Annotated in this window: 15 protein-coding genes; 9 read left to right on the forward strand and 6 right to left on the reverse strand. The window is 63.0% G+C overall.

All coding sequences use genetic code 11. The features are described 5' to 3' along the window. The first annotated feature begins 36 nt into the window (after positions 1-36). Positions 37-1,485, forward strand: coding sequence for a catalase (locus tag ACB042_RS18965; protein WP_139442763.1), 1,449 nt, complete (start codon positions 37-39; stop codon positions 1,483-1,485). A 310-nt stretch (positions 1,486-1,795) separates the two neighbouring features. Here ACB042_RS18965 and ACB042_RS18970 read toward each other — a convergent pair whose 3' ends face one another. After that, positions 1,796-2,113, reverse strand: coding sequence for a DUF1496 domain-containing protein (locus tag ACB042_RS18970; RefSeq protein ID WP_371178920.1), 318 nt, complete (start codon positions 2,111-2,113; stop codon positions 1,796-1,798). 223 nt (positions 2,114-2,336) lie between these two features. Here ACB042_RS18970 and ACB042_RS18975 point away from each other — a divergent pair, with 223 nt between their 5' ends. Both ACB042_RS18975 and ACB042_RS18980 read left to right on the forward strand, forming a co-directional pair. Continuing rightward, complete coding sequence (locus ACB042_RS18975) at positions 2,337-3,518, forward strand: hypothetical protein (protein ID WP_371178921.1); 1,182 nt, start codon at positions 2,337-2,339, stop codon at positions 3,516-3,518. 109 nt (positions 3,519-3,627) lie between these two features. Beyond that, positions 3,628-4,404 carry an ABC transporter substrate-binding protein gene (locus tag ACB042_RS18980; protein ID WP_263718931.1) on the forward strand — a complete coding sequence of 259 codons (777 nt, stop codon included), beginning with the start codon at positions 3,628-3,630 and terminating at the stop codon, positions 4,402-4,404. Between the two features lie 12 nt (positions 4,405-4,416). On the opposite strand, the gene ACB042_RS18985 is transcribed toward ACB042_RS18980, so the two are convergent. After that, positions 4,417-5,265, reverse strand: coding sequence for a LuxR C-terminal-related transcriptional regulator (locus ACB042_RS18985; RefSeq protein ID WP_371178922.1), 849 nt, complete (start codon positions 5,263-5,265; stop codon positions 4,417-4,419). 145 nt (positions 5,266-5,410) lie between these two features. On the opposite strand from ACB042_RS18985, the gene tyrS reads away from it, so the two are divergent. The 3 genes from tyrS (at position 5,411) to ACB042_RS19000 (ending at position 8,502) form a co-directional block, all read left to right on the forward strand. Then, positions 5,411-6,676 carry a tyrosine--tRNA ligase gene (tyrS, locus tag ACB042_RS18990; RefSeq protein ID WP_368225688.1) on the forward strand — a complete coding sequence of 422 codons (1,266 nt, stop codon included), beginning with the start codon at positions 5,411-5,413 and terminating at the stop codon, positions 6,674-6,676. A 168-nt stretch (positions 6,677-6,844) separates the two neighbouring features. Then, a complete protein-coding gene (locus ACB042_RS18995; RefSeq protein ID WP_136501650.1) occupies positions 6,845-7,756 on the forward strand; it encodes a triacylglycerol lipase in 912 nt (303 codons plus the stop codon). Then, positions 7,753-8,502: a lipase secretion chaperone gene (locus ACB042_RS19000; RefSeq protein WP_371178923.1), complete on the forward strand. Its 750-nt coding sequence runs from the start codon at positions 7,753-7,755 to the stop codon at positions 8,500-8,502. The genes ACB042_RS18995 and ACB042_RS19000 overlap by 4 nt, the downstream gene beginning before the upstream one ends. A 36-nt stretch (positions 8,503-8,538) precedes the next feature. On the opposite strand, the gene ACB042_RS19005 is transcribed toward ACB042_RS19000, so the two are convergent. The 4 genes from ACB042_RS19005 to sgrR form a co-directional block, all read right to left on the reverse strand. Next, positions 8,539-9,240, reverse strand: a complete 702-nt coding sequence (locus ACB042_RS19005; RefSeq protein WP_371178926.1) for a hypothetical protein — start codon at positions 9,238-9,240, stop codon at positions 8,539-8,541. Positions 9,241-9,284: 44 nt separating this feature from the next. Then, positions 9,285-9,680: a thioesterase family protein gene (locus tag ACB042_RS19010; protein ID WP_005336457.1), complete on the reverse strand. Its 396-nt coding sequence runs from the start codon at positions 9,678-9,680 to the stop codon at positions 9,285-9,287. 264 nt (positions 9,681-9,944) lie between these two features. Next, positions 9,945-12,122: a catalase/peroxidase HPI gene (gene katG, locus ACB042_RS19015; protein WP_371178924.1), complete on the reverse strand. Its 2,178-nt coding sequence runs from the start codon at positions 12,120-12,122 to the stop codon at positions 9,945-9,947. A 145-nt stretch (positions 12,123-12,267) separates the two neighbouring features. Next, positions 12,268-13,971 (reverse strand): HTH-type transcriptional regulator SgrR, encoded by a 1,704-nt coding sequence (gene sgrR, locus ACB042_RS19020; RefSeq protein ID WP_371178927.1) that lies wholly within the window; start codon positions 13,969-13,971, stop codon positions 12,268-12,270. 100 nt (positions 13,972-14,071) lie between these two features. Here sgrR and ACB042_RS19025 point away from each other — a divergent pair, with 100 nt between their 5' ends. The 3 genes from ACB042_RS19025 to ACB042_RS19035 all read left to right on the forward strand — a co-directional run bounded on the left by ACB042_RS19025 (position 14,072) and on the right by ACB042_RS19035 (position 16,399). Further along, positions 14,072-14,248: a hypothetical protein gene (locus ACB042_RS19025; protein WP_201953023.1), complete on the forward strand. Its 177-nt coding sequence runs from the start codon at positions 14,072-14,074 to the stop codon at positions 14,246-14,248. 150 nt (positions 14,249-14,398) lie between these two features. Further along, the gene (locus ACB042_RS19030) at positions 14,399-15,667 is read left to right on the forward strand and encodes an O-acetylhomoserine aminocarboxypropyltransferase/cysteine synthase family protein (RefSeq protein ID WP_043821818.1); all 1,269 of its coding nucleotides are present in this window, start codon (positions 14,399-14,401) and stop codon (positions 15,665-15,667) included. A 105-nt stretch (positions 15,668-15,772) separates the two neighbouring features. Then, complete coding sequence (locus ACB042_RS19035; RefSeq protein WP_042053439.1) at positions 15,773-16,399, forward strand: glutathione S-transferase family protein; 627 nt, start codon at positions 15,773-15,775, stop codon at positions 16,397-16,399. Positions 16,400-16,562 lie beyond the last annotated feature (163 nt).

Genomic DNA, 16,562 nt, shown 5'->3' on the forward strand with positions numbered 1-16,562 from the left:
CCGTAGGCTGGTCCCATATCAACAAGGAGAGAAGCCATGACTGACAAGACCCTGCACAGCGCCAACGGCGCCCCCGTCGTCGACAACAACAACAGCCTCACCGCCGGCCCGCGCGGCCCCGTATTGATGCAAGACATCTGGTTGATGGAGAAACTCGCCCACTTCGACCGCGAGCGCATTCCCGAGCGGGTGGTTCACGCTAAGGGCTCGGGCGCCTACGGCACCTTTACCGTGACCCACGACATCAGCCAGTTCAGCAAGGCCGATCTGTTCAGCGCCATCGGCAAGCAAACACCGGTGTTCCTGCGTTTCTCCACCGTAGCTGGTGAGAAGGGCGCCGCCGATGCCGAACGCGATGTGCGCGGCTTCGCTCTCAAGTTCTATACCGAGCAGGGCAACTGGGATCTGGTGGGTAACAACACCCCGGTCTTTTTCATCCGCGATCCGCTGAAATTCCCTGACTTCATCCACACCCAGAAGCGGGATCCGCGCACCAACCTGCGCAGCGCCACCGCCGCCTGGGACTTCTGGTCACGCCATCCGGAATCCCTGCATCAGGTCACCATACTGTTCAGCGATCGCGGCATCCCCAAGAGCCTGCGGGAGATGAACGGCTACGGCAGCCACACCTTCAGCTTTATCAACGACGCTAACGAGCGCTTCTGGGTCAAGTTCCACTTCAAGACCGAGCAGGGCCACAGCTTCTACACCGATGAAGAGGCCGCCACCGCCGTCGGGCAGGATCGGGAGACCAGTCAGGCGGATCTGTTCAATGCCATCGAGCGGGGCGACTTCCCGCGCTGGAAGGTCTATGTGCAGGTGATGCCGGAGGCCGAAGCCCAGACTTACAACATCCACCCGTTCGACCTCACCAAGGTGTGGCCGCACAGCGACTACCCGCTGATCCCGGTGGGCGTGCTGGAGCTCAACCAGAACCCGGACAACTACTTCGCCCATGTGGAGCAGGCCGCCTTTACCCCGGCCAACGTGGTGCCCGGTATCGGCTTCTCGCCGGATCGCATGTTGCAAGGGCGGCTCTTCTCCTACGGCGACACCCAGCGCTATCGCCTTGGCGTCAACCACGGTCTGCTGCCGGTCAATGCCCCGCGCTGCCCGTTCCATCACGGTGCCCATCGTGACGGTGCCATGCGGGCAGACAGCAATGGCGGCGCCAGCCCCAACTACCAGCCGAACCGTTTCGGTACCCAGCAGCCGAGCGAACAGCACGAACCGGCGCTGAGCCTGGAAGGGGCCGCCCTGCACTACGACTTCCGTGACTACGACAGCGACTACTACAGCCAGCCGGGCAACCTGTTCCGCATCATGGACGAGGGACAGCGTTCGCGGCTCGCCGCCAACCTGGCCCGCTCCCTCATCAATGTGGAGGATGACGCCATCGTCGCAGCCCAGCTCAAACACTTCGAGCAGGCCGACCCCGAGTACGCCAAACGAGTCGAACTGGCACTGGCCGCCTTGCAGCGCTAAGCCGCAAGCAGGCAAGATCTGCAAAAACAAAACGGGGGCCTGATGGCCCCCGTTGTTATTCTGCTAAGAGAAATAAACGCAAAAACGGAGCCCGAGGCTCCGTTTTTCAATGCTGTATCAATCCCGGACGGAACGCGCTTCGCGCTCTTCCCGCTCCCTTGCCAACAAGCGTTTGTACCACCAGCTACTGCGACGACGTTGTGCATTGGAAGAGCGACGAGCCATTTCTTAGGTTCCAGCCAAGAGAAGAAAGGAGCTGCATTATGCGACAGGGATCACGTCCATGTCTTTAGCTGGATCAAGAAAAGCCTCACTGACCCACGGAAATCGTCTTCTGATTTTTTGCCCCCCAGGTGGCAGGCAACACCACCGCAGGAGAGCGCCAGGCCAACGGGCCATTGCTCTCGAGGTCGTTTAGCGGGCCGCACTCCAGCCAGATATCTCCCTGCAGAATGCGGGCCCCTTCGGAATATTTCTGATCCGCAAACCAGCAGACCCGCTCGGGCAATGAGCCCAGCGGCAACACCAGCTCGGGACTGGCAGACTCGCCCACCACAGTGGTTTTGGACGCGGCCAGAGCGGGGGCGAGCCAGAGGGAGGCCAGCAGGCAGAGCAGTACATTCTTCATGAGGGGGATCCTGTTTCGATGGGAGGCACTCTCGAAGAGTCGACCAGCCCCGGGGTTTACTTGACTGACTATCATACTGCCTGCTGGCATTGTGGAACCAATATGGTAGCCTGCCAGCGCCTGCGGGCAGTCTCTCACTGCCACGCGCAAACTTCCGGTGAATTTGTCACATCCTGACAAAATATAACCTTATTTATCAAATCGTTATTTGGATATTATCCCAATGCGTATCATGCCGTTGCTTCAGGCGGCCTGCCTGAGCCTGATGTTGTCCGCCTGCGTTGCCCCATTGCTGATGATGAGCCCCACCAGCCAGTTGATGTGGACCCTGCTCAAGCCGCTGGTCGGCTTTGACCCGAACGAGGTCAATCTGTTCGAACAACCCCTGATCAAGGATCGGATGACCGCCATCCTTGGCCCCAACTACGACAGCACCATGCAGTTGCTCAAGACTGCCGACAAGTTACAGCAGGAGGGGCCGCTTTTCTATGTGGTCTCCGAGTATGCGCCCGTGCCGGATATCGCCAAGCAGGCGGGGATGGTGTGGAACTCGCAAACCAACCAGATGTCGGTATTGCTGCAAAAAGGGGATGGCACCACCCTGACCTTCGGCGAAAATCTGGCGGGCACGGCACCGACCTGGCCAACCGCCATGCAGGGCTGGCAGACCCCCACCAGCCAGCTCACCCCGACTACCAATGCCCTGACCGGCGCGGCGACCAGTCAGAGTGGCGCCTCCCCCTTATCCCTTGGCAGCGCGCTGGGCACAGTGACCCGCGGCGTCACCGGCTCGCTGACCAACAGCGCCAGCCAGGCCATCAGCGGCGCAGCCGCAAACGCCACAAGGCAGGCCACCCAAACGGTGAGCCAAAGTGCGACCGATCTGACCCGTAGTGCAACCACCGCTGTCACTGCGCCAGCCAAGCAAGCGGTGAGCAGCACTGCTGCCACCGTGACGCAAGAAGCCACCAAGGCCGTTGCCGCTCCTGCCAAGCAAGCCGTCAGCAGCGCCGCTGCCACCGCGACCCAAGAAGCCACCAAGGCCGTTGCCGCGCCTGCCAAGCAAGCCGTCAGCAGCGCCGCTGCGACCGTGACGCAAGAGGCAACCAAGGTTGTTGCCTCTCCGGCCAAACAGACCGTCAGCAGTGCCGCGGCGACCGTGACACAAGAAGCGACCAAAGCCGTTGCCGCTCCGGCCAAACAGGCTGTCAGCAGCGCTACAGCTACCGTGACACAAGAGGCAACCAAGGCCGTTGCAGAACCAGCCCGGCAGGCCGTCAGTGCCGCATCCCATACGGCCGGAGAGAGCATTGCCGATGCCGCCAGAGTAGCGGAGGCCAAGGCTCGCGCCAAGGCAGAGGCTCGCGCCAAGGCAGAGGCGGAGATGGAAGCCCTGCTCAAATAAACCGACAGGCCACCGAAAGGTGGCCTGTTTTTTATCCCGTTACCGGATCATGACGTTATGGAAAAGGCCACATAGACTGTTAGGTAACTACCCGCACAAGGAGTGCATCATGCGTCGTCTGCTCCCTGCTCTCGCTTCTCTCGCCCTGTTTATCGCGCTCCCGGCTCCGGCACTTATCTACTATTCGGAGCAGAACATGCCGCTCAATGGCCAGGATAAAAATGGTCAGCCTGTGGGGTTGGCGGTCGAGTTGCTGCGCCTGATGTGGCGCGAAATGGGGGAGCCGGAGCACCCCATCCACTTTCTGCCCTGGGCCCGCGGCTGGTATCTGCTGACCCAACAGCAAGAGGCCGTGCTCTTTACCACAGCGCACACCAAGGAGCGGGATCCCCACTTCCTCTGGGTCTGCCCCATCAGCCACTCCAGGGTCGCGCTGGTCGGCCGCAAGCAGGATGCCCCCAAAGTGGCCAGCAAAGCGGATCTCGCCAAGCTGCAGATTGGTGTGATGCAGGCGGATGTCGGGGAACAGTTGCTGCTCAACCGTGGGATCAGCCCGGGCAATATGATGTCGGTGGAGCGCATGGATCAGGTGGTGCGCCAGCTCATCATGGCACGCACCGATCTGGTGGCGGGCAACGAGGTGATGTTGCGCCATCAGGCCAAGGAGTTGGGTTTTCCCAGCGAGGATTTTGTCACCGTCGCGATTATTGAAGAGCAGGATAACTGCTTCGCCTTCAACCTGAGGGCAAACAAGCAACAGGTTGCCCGCCTGCAACAAGCGCTGGACAAGGTCAGACAGGGGGATGAATACAAGCAGCTGATGAAGCGCTACCAGTTGCTCAGTATCCTGCCCGAAACCACTCCCACCATCCCGCGCATCGAGTAACTCCGGCCCGCCCTATGGCGGATTCTCTTTATCTCCCGCCGATAACGCCTGTGATGCCTCCACCGGAGCCGTAATGAGGTGGTTCAGAAAGAGATTGAACAGCTCTGCCCGCGAGCCGAGCCGCAGCTTGCCATAGAGATGCTTGCGGTGATTCTTCACCGTGCCGCTGCCAATCCCGAGCTCCGCGGCAATCGCCTCCGTATCCAGCCCCTGCAGCAGCAACTCCGCCACCTGCCGCTCGCGCCGGGTGAGCAGATCCCCCCCGACACTCGCCATCGCCAGCTCCACCGCGCTCTTGAGGCTGGCGCTATCTGGCAGCGCCGTGCTCTGGGCCAGCAGCGGCTGGCTCTGCCGCCACTGCTGACGACAGAGCGAATTCACCAGCGGGAACAGCAGCTCCAGCCTCGCCAGCTCGTCACGGCTGAGAGTACTGCGCTTGTCGAGTCGCCCCAGAAACAACATCAGCGTCAGCCCGTCCCGCACCGGCAGGATCAGCCCCACCTCCTCCTGCCAGCCGGTGGCCTGATAGAAGTGGTGGCGATATTCGGGATCGAGCCGCCCTTGGGAGACCTGCGCCAGCGTCCAGACGCCGGCAGGCAAGCCCTGCTCCAGCGCCTGCATAAAGGGATCCTGACTGAAGTGGCTGGTGAGGTAGCGGTCAAACAACAGAGCCCGCTGATGATTGAGGTTGTCGTAGAGGTAGACGGGGCGCTGCCCCACCCCGAGCAGCAGGGCGCAATCAAACGCCACCTGTTGCTGGATCAGCCGCACCAGCGCCGCCGGAAAGGCGCTGCTGTGCAGGGCATCGACCACCTCGGTCATGCTGCGGGTCAAGGCATCTGTGGTGAATGGCTGGGTCATGGTGGCACGTTTCCGGTGACGGGGAGCGATTCCCCGCTATGGCTGAATGCTAACACGAGAGTGGCAAAACAGTCCCTCAGGGGACATATCCGCCACCGGCCAGAACGGCGAGGATGACGGCTTTTCCCCTGTTGTTGGAGCACCCATGATCAACCCCCACCTGCTCGATGAGCTGACCGAGCGCGGCCTTGTGGCCCAGAATTCCGACCCGGCGGCCCTGGCCGATCATCTTGCCACCCCGCGCACCGTCTATTGCGGGTTCGATCCCACCGCCGGCAGCCTGCATATCGGTCATCTGGTGCCGCTCTTGATGCTGCGCCGCTTCCAGCTGGCGGGCCACACCCCGGTGGCACTGGTGGGCGGGGCAACCGGCCTTATTGGCGATCCCAGCTTCAAGGCGACCGAGCGCAGCCTCAACAGTGCCGATACCGTGCAGGGTTGGGTCGCCAGCCTGTCGGCCCAAATCAGGGCGCTGCTGCCCGCCGATGAGGGCCTGTCGGCCCCGCAACTGGTCAACAATGGCGACTGGATGGGGCAGATGTCCGCCCTCGATTTTCTGCGGGATATCGGCAAGCACTTCTCGGTCAATGCAATGCTGGCGCGGGAGTCGGTGCGCCAGCGACTGGCCCGCCCGGATCAGGGCATCTCGTTCACCGAGTTCTCCTACGCTCTGCTGCAATCCTACGACTTTGCGGTGCTGCACCAGCGGCTCGGTTGCACCCTGCAGATTGGCGGCAACGACCAGTGGGGCAATATCACCAGCGGCATGGATCTCACCCGTCGTCTCCATCAGGCACAGGTGCACGGCATGACCCTGCCCCTTATCACCAAGGCGGACGGCACCAAGTTTGGCAAGACCGAGGGTGGTGCAGTCTGGCTCGATCCGGCGCTCACCTCCCCTTACGCCTTCTACCAGTTCTGGCTCGGTACCGCGGATGAGGATGTCTACCGCTTCCTGCGCTACTACAGCTTTATGTCGCTGAGCGAGATTGATGCACTGGAGGCGGAAGATGCCAAGCGGCAGGGGCGAAAGCAGGCCCAGCAGGTGCTGGCGAACGAGCTGACCGAGCTGGTACACGGCAAAGCGGCGCTGGCTGCGGTGCAGCGCATCAGCGAACTGCTGTTTAGCGGCGATGTAGCTCGCCTCGGCGAGAGCGATCTGGCCCAGCTGGCGCAGGATGGCATGCCGTGCAGCACCGTCAGCGGCGAGACGGATCTGATCAGCCTGCTGGTCAGCTGCGGTCTGGCGAACTCCAAACGCATCGCCCGCGAGCTGCTGGCGGCGGGGGCCATCAGCCTCAATGGTGTGATCAAGCAGGATGAACAGCTGAGTGCCGATGATCGGCTGTTTGGTCGCTACCTGCTGCTGCGCCGGGGCAAGAAGCAGTATCACCTGGTGGAGTGGCAATAAGCCGCAGGGCGGGGAGCACAGCCTCCCCGCCCGTACCCTCAATCCCTTTTGAATCCCGAGTTGCGATCCCCCTCACAGCCTCTCCCGTCAGCAGCCACCATACTGGCACCGGCGAACATGGAGTACGCCACACAATCTGTTCCTCACGAATCAACAAGGATGCTGATGATGAAGAGATGGCTTCTGGTGCTGCTCTGCACCCTGCCCATGCTGGCACACGCCAGCGGATACACCCAGACCCGCTACCCCATAGTGCTGGTGCACGGCCTGTTCGGCTTCGACAAGCTGCTCGGGGTCGATTACTTCTACGGCATTCCCCAGGCCCTGAGCCGGGATGGTGCCAAAGTCTACGTGGCCCAGGTGTCAGCCACCGCCAGTTCGGAGCAACGGGGGGAGCAACTGCTCGCCCAGGTTGAGCTGCTGCTGGCGGCCACCGGCGCCGAGAAGGTCAACCTGATCGGCCACTCCCACGGCGGCCCCACCATTCGCTATGTCGCCTCGGTCGCCCCCGAGCTGGTCGCCTCCGCCACCAGCGTCGGCGGGGTCAACTACGGCTCCGAGATTGCCGATCTGGTGCGGGCCAATGCCGCCCCCGGCAGCGCCGCCGAGAAGCTGGCTGCCGCCGCGGCCCACGCCCTCTCCGGCATGATTTCACTGCTCTCGGGCGGGAGCCAACTGCCGCAAGATCCGGTCGCCGCCCTCGATGCCCTCACCAGCAAGGGGGCCAGCCAGTTCAACCAGCGCTACCCGGAGGGGCTGCCCAGCCGCTATTGCGGCGAGGGGCCGATGCAGGCCAGCAACGGCGTCTACTACTTCTCCTGGAGCGGGCGCGGCAACCTGACCAATCTGCTGGATCCGGTGGATCCTGCGCTGGCGCTGACCGGTGCCTTCTTCAAGGAGCCCAATGACGGACTGGTCGGGGTCTGCAGCAGCCACCTCGGCAAGGTGATCGGCACCGGCTACCGGATGAACCATCTGGACGAAGTGAACCAGTCCTTCGGTATCCACCATCTGTTCGAGACCGATCCGGTCACCCTCTATCGCCAGCATGCCAACCGTCTCAAGGAGCTGGGACTATGAAGATAGCCACCCTGCTCGTCGTGCCCTGCGCCATCACCCTGCTGCTTGGCGGGGTGTTGCTCTGGCCCACAGCACCGACGGCAGACTCATCCCCCGCTCAAGCCAGCCAGCATGCACAGAGCCACCCGCACGATCCCGAGCAGGAGGCCGCCGATGCCCTGCAGGCGCGCTATCGCACCTTTGTCTCCGCCCAGAGCAGCCTGACGGTGCCCACCGAAATCTCCCTCGCCAGCTTGCAGATCCTGTTTGACGAGCGGGAGCAACTGCGCCAGCAGAGCTTTACCCCGGCCGAGCAGGCCCAGCTGTTTGCCGAGGATCGACTGATGGAGCAGCTGACCCTGCGCCGCAGGGCGCTGGCGGAAGCAAAAGACAGCGACAAGTCGCAGCTGGCCAGCGAGCTGGATCTCTGGCTGGCGGAGCAACCGGGCTGGTTTCGCGAGGCGGAGGCCAACAGCCGCCTGCTTGAGGAGTTGCAAGAGCTGGCGCAGATGGAGCCAGCCAAACGGGAGGCTCTGCTGCTGGAGACGGGGGGGCAGGAAGCGGTGGATCGGATGCACCAGTTGGAGCAGAACCGGCAAGGGTTCGAGGAGCAGCTCAGCGGCTTTCTGGCCGAGCTCAGGCAACTACCGAACGAGGCCCGGGCCGTACAGCAGCAGGAGCTGCTGGCCCGCTGGTTCGAACCCGGCCAGTGGCGCCGGGTCGAGGCACTCACCCGGCTCAAGCTGGGGGAGCCACAAGCCGAATGAGAAGGGGGCCCGCGATGGGCCCCCTTGCTATTGCGCTTATTGCGGCTTGTTGGCACCCGGCAGCGGCTGCCAGGTGAGGCGGGTCACCTGAGTGCCCTGCACCTCGCACTTGAGGCTCAGCTCCTGCCACCCCTTCTCCTGACGCAGGGAGACCTCCCCTTCGATCCCCTGCTCGCCAATCTTCAGCTTATCCTGCTCGAAGATCACCTTGTCGCCGTGGGCGAGATCCATCAGTTTGCCGTTGCAGAGCCAGTGAGCGAGATCCGCCCCCTTCAGCTTGACGCCCCCCTTGGCCGCCTTCTGTTCGGCCGCGCTCACCACAAACAGCTTGCTCAGCTCGGCGGCTCGCTTGGTGAGCCACTCCTGACGCTGCTGCATGCTCATTTTGCTGACGAACTCGGCGGGCTGACCCTTCTCGTCCAGCCACTGGGTCAGCTTGCCGCTGTCATCAAAGGCAAACTGGGCGGCGGGCTCTTTGACCCCGAACAGCTGGCCGCCCTTGAAGTAGTAGCGGCTCTCCCCTTCCAGCTTGCCCAGCTCGTTCATGATGGGCACGGCGATGATGACGGGGGCGCCATCGATCCAGGCCTTGATATCGACGCCGTCATGGCTGAATTGACGGGTATCGAGGGCGCTCTCGGCCCCCTTCTCCATCAGGGTAAACTGCTCGGCGAGAGAAGCGGCCAGAGAAGGGAGGGAGCAGAATCCCAGGGTCAGCGCGATCGCTGTGTTGCGCATTGAGTTGTACATAGCACTCCTGTGATGGGCCATCCGGCCCGTGGTTAACTCTCTGTCAGCCAGGCCCGCAGCCCTTCCCGGTGAGCATCACTCAGGGGCAGGGATTGGCGGGCCCGGTAGTCAAAATGGATCAGGGTCGTTTCGGCGGTGACGGCCAGTTCGCCGCCCTGCCAGGCCTCCTGCCAGACCGTAAAGGAACTGGTGCCGATGCGGCGCACGCCAGTCTTGATGGTGACCGGCTGGCCGTAGAACAGCTCCCGTTTGAACTGCACCGTATAGCCCGCGATGATCAGATGCCAGTTATGCACATCCAGATCGGGGGAGAAGATCCGGAACAGGGGATCCCGCGCCGATTCGAACCAGACCGCCGGCACCGTATTGTTGATATGGCCGAGGGCATCCGTCTCCTGAAAGCGGGGTTGGATCTGCATTTCCAGCATGGGTTGACTCCTTGTCTCTTTGTTTCTGTCCTTGTCCGTTCATGGGACATCAGTGGCCAATGGGTGGCCGCCGGGCATCACCAGCGGATCAGCATGTTACATGATACTGCTGGCCCAAGCACAGGGATGCCAGCGGCCCTGCGCGACCGGCCAGCGGGTGTCGCAGCGCGGCGGATTGTAGGGCTGCACAGAAAAGCGGGCAGTAAAAAGCCCCGCACATCTTGGCTGTGCGGGGCTGGTGCAGATAACCAAACGGCTCGGGGACTAGCCCAACAGATCGAAGCGATCCGCATTCATCACCTTGTTCCAGGCGGTGATGAAGTCACAGACAAACTTCTCCTTGTTGTCATCCTGGGCATAGACCTCGGCATAGGCGCGCAACACCGAGTTAGAGCCGAACACCAGATCCACCCGGGTGGCCGTCCACTTCAGCGCGCCGCTGCGGCGATCGCGGATATCGTAGAGATTGCTCGCTTTCGGCAGCCACTGGTAGTCCATGTCGGTCAGGTTGACGAAGAAGTCGTTGCTGAGCACCCCGACCCGATCGGTAAAGACCCCGTGCCCGGTACCGCCGTGGTTGGTGCCGAGCACCCGCATCCCGCCGACCAGCGCTGTCATCTCGCAGGCGGTGAGCCCCATCAGCTGGGCGCGATCCAGCAGCAGCTCCTCCGCCGTTACCACATAGTCCTGCTTCAGCCAGTTGCGGAAGCCGTCGGCCAGCGGTTCCAGCACCTCGAACGAGGCCACATCGGTCTGAGCCTGAGTGGCGTCCCCCCGGCCCGGCGCAAACGGCACGCTCACCGTCACCCCGGCGGCTTGGGCAGCCTGCTCGATGGCGAGGTTGCCCCCCAGCACGATGAGATCCGCGACGCTGACGCCACACTCGGCCGCCAGCTTGTCATAGACCGCCAGCACCTTCGCCAACTTCGCCGGTTCGTTGCCCGGCCAATCCTTCTGCGGCGCCAGCCGGATGCGGGCACCGTTGGCTCCGCCCCGCTTGTCGGAGCCTCGGAAGGTACGGGCACTATCCCAGGCGGTAGTGACCCTCTCGCTGATGGAGAGGCCGCTGGCGGCAATCCTGGCCTTCACCGCCGCCACGTCATAATCGGCGCGTCCGGCTGGCACCGGATCCTGCCAGATCAGATCTTCTGTCGGCACATAGGGGCCGACATAGCGGCTCTTCGGCCCCATATCCCTGTGGGTCAGCTTGAACCAGGCGCGAGCAAAGGCGTCGGAGAAGGCCGCCGGATCATCGCGGAAGCGCTCGGCAATCTTGCGATACTCGGGGTCGAATTTGAGCGCCATGTCGGCATCCGTCATCATGGGTTTGCAGCGGATCGACGGGTCCTCCACATCCACCGGCATATCCTCTTCGGCGATATTGATCGGTTCCCACTGATGGGCCCCCGCCGGTGATTTTTGCAACCACCAGTCGTACTTGAACAGCAGATCGAAGTAGCCGTTGTCCCATTGGGTCGGGTGGGTGGTCCAGGCCCCTTCGATGCCGCTGGTCACAGTGTTGCGGCCGATGCCGCGGCTGTGGTGATTGATCCAGCCGAGCCCCTGCTCCTCGAGGCTGGCCCCTTCCGGCTCGGGGCCAAGCTGTTTGGCGTCACCGTTGCCGTGAGCCTTGCCGACGGTGTGGCCACCGGCGGTCAGTGCCACCGTCTCTTCATCATCCATCGCCATGCGGGCGAAGGTGACTCGCATGTCTTGCGCGGTTTTCAGTGGATCGGGCTGGCCATCCACCCCTTCCGGGTTGACGTAGATAAGCCCCATCATCACCGCCGCCAGCGGGTTTTCCAGATCCCGCTCGCCGGAGTAACGACCGCCCGGCTTGCCGCTGGGCGCCAGCCATTCCTTCTCCGATCCCCAGTAGATATCCTTCTCCGGATGCCAGATATCCTCGCGGCCAAAGGCGAAGCCGAAGGTCTTGAGCCCCATGGACTCATAGGCCACGGTGCCCGCAAGAATGATCAGATCGGCCCAGCTGATCTTGTTGCCGTACTTCTTCTTGATGGGCCATAGCAGGCGACGGGCCTTGTCGAGGTTGGCGTTATCCGGCCAGGAGTTGAGAGGGGCGAAACGCTGGTTGCCGCTGCCACCGCCGCCGCGGCCATCGGCGATGCGGTAAGTCCCGGCCGAGTGCCAGGCCATGCGGATCATCAGGCCGCCGTAGTGGCCCCAGTCGGCGGGCCACCACTCCTGACTGTCGGTCATCAGGGCGGTCACATCCTGCTTGAGGGCCGCCATATCGAGCCCCTTCAAGGCTTCCCGATAGTTGAAACCGGCCCCCAGCGGATTGGTCTTGGTATCGTGTTGGTGAAGAATGTCGAGGTTGAGGCTCTTCGGCCACCACTCCATTCTGGACGTCTCGACGGAGGTGGTTCCCCCGTGTATGACCGGGCATTTTCCTGCGGAACTGTCTGAATTATTGCTCATCATTTTCCTCATTTGCTCTGCTGTCCATAACCTGAAACAGCATGGCACAGAGGCGTGACACAAACTGTGCAGCAGCGGCCGATTTACGGATCTTTCACGCAAGCGGCCACGGAGCGCCCGTCAGCCGCGACAGAAATTGGACGAACTATGGCGCCTCTGTGGGCTGATGGGGCGGCTCGGGCCGCAGCCAGGCGCTGCGAAAATCGAACCAGCCGAGCGCTGTCATCCGCACCCCGTGCACGCCGATCCGGCTCTCCAGCTCCAGCCAGTGGTGAAACAACGGCACAAACCAGCTCTGCTGCTGCACAGTTGCCAGCAGGGCGCGGGGGCCGGGCTCCTCACCGCTGGCGCGCCACTGCATCAACCCTTGCCACAACTCATGCTGACTGCTCCACACCTTGCGCAGCAACGGGGTGCCCTGCAACCAGGCGTAGGGGGCAAAGGGGCCGGCATGTTCGAGGTTGAGGGTGCCGAGCCAGAGATCCACGTCTTCATCCTCGCCACTCACCCAGCGACCGTAATCGAGGGTGCGCACCTCCAGCCGGATCCCCTGTTCGGCCAGCAGGCTGCTCATGGCGTTGGCGCACTCGTTGAACTCCAGATGCTGGTTGAAGCAGGCAAGCACCAAGGTCGTCGGCAACTGCGCCGGTGTGGGCAAGGGGGCGGGCAGTGCTTCGCGCCAGTGGGGCAGCAGGCCGAGGGCGCTGGTCCAGCCCCGTTGCAACTCGGGGGCGACCCGCCCCATCAGAGCCACCGGATTGAGCAGTTGGCCGAGCCACTGGCGCAGGGCGGGATCCTGCAAGGATCCGGAACGATCGTCCTGCAGCAGGAAGTAGCAGCCCGACTCCAGCTCCGATTCGCCGCGCATGGTACCGAGCTCAGGGCTGTCGCGCCCAAGCTGCAGATGGGTCTCCAGCCGCTCTGCCAGCTCCGGCAGCATCCAGATATCGATCTCGTCGAGCAGGGCGCGCAGGCCGAAGTAGTCGTCAAACGCCGCAAGGCAAAGATGCAGGGGATCGTTGGCGGCGACCCGGTAAGGGCCGGTGCCCACAGGTTGCAGAGCAAAGCCTGCCTCCCCCTTGAGCTCCCGCGGCAAAATGGTCGCAACCGGTTCGGCCAGCAGGTGGGGCAGCCAGGGATCCGGGCTGTCGAGATAGAGATCCAGGGTGCGCGGCCAGGGGCTCTCCAGCCGGTCCAGATGGGCGAACAGCGGGCGATCCCGCAAAGCCAGCAGACTCTCCATCACATCCTCCACCACCAGCTCGCGACCGTGGTGAAAGCGCACCGCCGGGCGCAGATAGAAGCGCCAGTGACAGGGGCCCAGACACTCCCAGTGGTGGGCCAGATCCCCTTCGATTTCCCCATTTTCCTCATTTCGCCGGGTGAGGCCGTTGAAGATCTGGCGGCTCAGGTGAATTTCGGAGCGGCGCATCGGGCCGGTGGGCAGCAACTGCGGCAACGGCCGGTAGTATGGCACCCGCAGGATCTGGCGCCCCTCGCGGGTGGCCTGACCGAGCTGTTCGATCAACAGCGGAGTGAGCAGATCGAGGCGATCTTCGGCCAGCCGCACCGCCTGCGCCAGCTGGCCCTGGCTGAGCAGATCCCGCAAGCGGCGCCGGGTCAGGCTCTCCTGACTGTCGAGCAGGGTGAGTCGGGAGCGCCGCCCCCGCCCCGCTTCCGCCGACCAGCTGAGCCAGCCCTGATCCTGCATCCGCCGCAGCAGCAGGCGGGCGTTGCGCGGGGTGCAGCAGAGCAGATCCGCCACCTCGGCGAGGCTGATCTCCCGCTCGTCGCTGCCAAGCAGCTGGGCGAGTCGTTGAAATTGCTGGTAGAGGCGACCGGTCGGCATAAAAGAGGAAATCCCGTTGCTGTAATTCATCAGTTTTTACTTCCGCATTTTAGCTCAATACTGCTGATGAACGTGAGAACCACTGCACAGGAGCACCATCATGAGCCACGCCAACCCCATCAAACCGAACCGGATCCAGCAGACCTTGCGCCGTTACTTCAAGCGGATCCTGCCGCGCCCGCTGTCGCTCATCGAGGATCCCATGCAGCAGCTCAACCGCCTGATGCAGTGGGATATGAACCAGATCGATGACAAGGAGTATCGCCGCCGTCTCTGAGTGCGAGCCGTGCCAGCCACTCGGGACGCGCATCCCCTGCGGGCGACATTGCTTTGCCGGATCTTGCTGTTTACATCGGCCACGGGCCTGATAGATTGGACGTCTATCCATCTATAACTGCGACAAGCAACATCCAACAAGGAGTGTGTGATGAAAGATGCGACCCTGGCCCTGCACCATGGCTTTTCCAGCGACCCCACCACCAAGGCGGTCGCCGTGCCCATCTACCAGACGGTGGCCTACGAGTTCGAGAGCGCCCAGCACGGGGCGGATCTGTTCAATTTGGCGGTGCCGGGCAACATCTACACCCGCATCATGAACCCCACCAACGATGTGCTGGAGCAGCGGATGGCTGCGCTGGAAGGGGGGATCGCCGCGCTGGTGGTCTCGGCAGGTTCCGCCGCCATCACCTACGCCATTCAGGCGCTGACCGCCGCCGGTGACAACATCGTCTCCACGCCCCAGCTCTATGGCGGCACCTACACCTTGTTCGCCCACATGCTGCCGAGTTTCGGGGTCGAGGTGCGCTTCGCCAAGGATGACAGCGCCGAGGCCATCGCCGCCCTTATCGACGACAAGACCAAGGCAGTCTACTGCGAGAGTATCGGCAACCCGGCGGGCAACATCGTCGATCTGGCCGCGCTGGCCAAGGCCGCCCACGCCCGTGGTGTGCCGCTCATCGTCGACAACACGGTCGCCACCCCGGTGCTGTGCAAGCCCATCGAACATGGCGCCGACATTGTCGTTCACAGCCTGACCAAATATGTCGGCGGCCACGGCAACTCGCTGGGTGGCGTCATCGTCGACTCGGGCAGGTTCCCCTGGGCGGATCACCCCGAGCGCTTCCCCCAGCTGACCAAACCGGAGCCCTCCTACCACGGGGTGGTCTATACCGAGGCCTTTGGCCCGGCCGCCTTTATCGGGCGGGTGCGTACCGTGCCGCTGCGCAATACCGGCGCGGCGCTGGCGCCGATGAACGCCTTCCTGCTGCTGCAGGGGCTGGAGACCCTGAGCCTGCGCATGGAGCGCCACGTCGACAACGCCCTGCGGGTCGCCAACCACCTCAAGCACCACCCCAAGGTAGCCTGGGTCAGCTACGCCGGTCTGCCGGGTCATCCCCACTATCTGCTGGCAGAGAAGTACATGGCCGGTCGCCCCTCGGCCATCCTCTCGTTCGGTCTGAAGGATGGCTACGAGGCGGGCGTGCGTTTCTACGATGCACTGAAGATCTTCAAGCGGCTGGTCAATATCGGTGACGCCAAGTCGCTGGCCTGCCACCCCGCCTCCACCACCCATCGCCAGTTGAGCGAAGAAGAGCAGGCCAAGGCTGGGGTGAAACCCGAGATGATCCGGCTGTCGGTCGGGATCGAGGCGATCGAGGACATTCTGGCGGATCTGGATCAGGCGCTGGATGCCTGAGTCAGTCAGCAAGGGAGCGGGCATCAGCCCGCTCTTTTTTACTGCCGGTGAACCGTCCCCCTCGCCCGCTCGTATACCCCATCCTGCCACCGAATCGAGGTCGTTATGATAGTCCTGCATCACCTGAACAAATCCCGCTCCCAACGCATCATCTGGCTGCTCGAAGAGCTGGGCCAGCCCTATGAGATCAAGGCGTATCAGCGCGATGCCGCCACCTTTCTGGCGCCGCCCGAGCTCAAGGCCATCCACCCTCTCGGCAAGTCGCCAGTCATCGAGTTCGACGGCCGGGTGCTGGCGGAATCGGGCGCCATCACCGAGTACCTGATCGCCCGCTACGCCGCCGATCGGCTGGCACCGGCACCAGATAGCCCCGACTATCCCGAATATCTGCAGTGGCTCCACTTTGCCGAGAGCTCGGGCATTCTGCCGCTGCTGCTCGACATGTTCGTGCGCAAGGATGGCAGCCCGATGCGCTTCCTGCCGGACTACGCCAAGGCGGAGTCTGCCAAGGTGCTGGGCTACCTCAATGAGGTACTGGCGAATCGCCACTATCTGGTGGGGGATCGCCTCTCCGGCGCCGACATCATGAACTCCTTCCTGGTGGATCTGCTGGCGCAAAATGGTCAGCTGGCCCACTTCCCGCACCTGCAAGCCTACTGGCAGCGCCTCAATACCCATCCGGCCCGTCAGAAAGCCATGGAGCTGGAGCGCGAGCTGGATCAGCGCCCCTGATCCAAATCGCCATCATGCAAAACGCCCCGACTGTCGGGGCGTTTTTGTTATGCGTGTCCCGTCCTGAATATGGTTTACACCTTTCCCCCCAATAAATGGAGAACCCGATGGGACAAGGTGTGAAACGGACACAGCGCGATTACTCGCTGACTTTTAAACTGGC

Source organism: Aeromonas sp. S13(2024) (assembly GCF_041402405.1).
GTDB classification, from domain to species: Bacteria; Pseudomonadota; Gammaproteobacteria; order Enterobacterales; family Aeromonadaceae; genus Aeromonas; species Aeromonas veronii.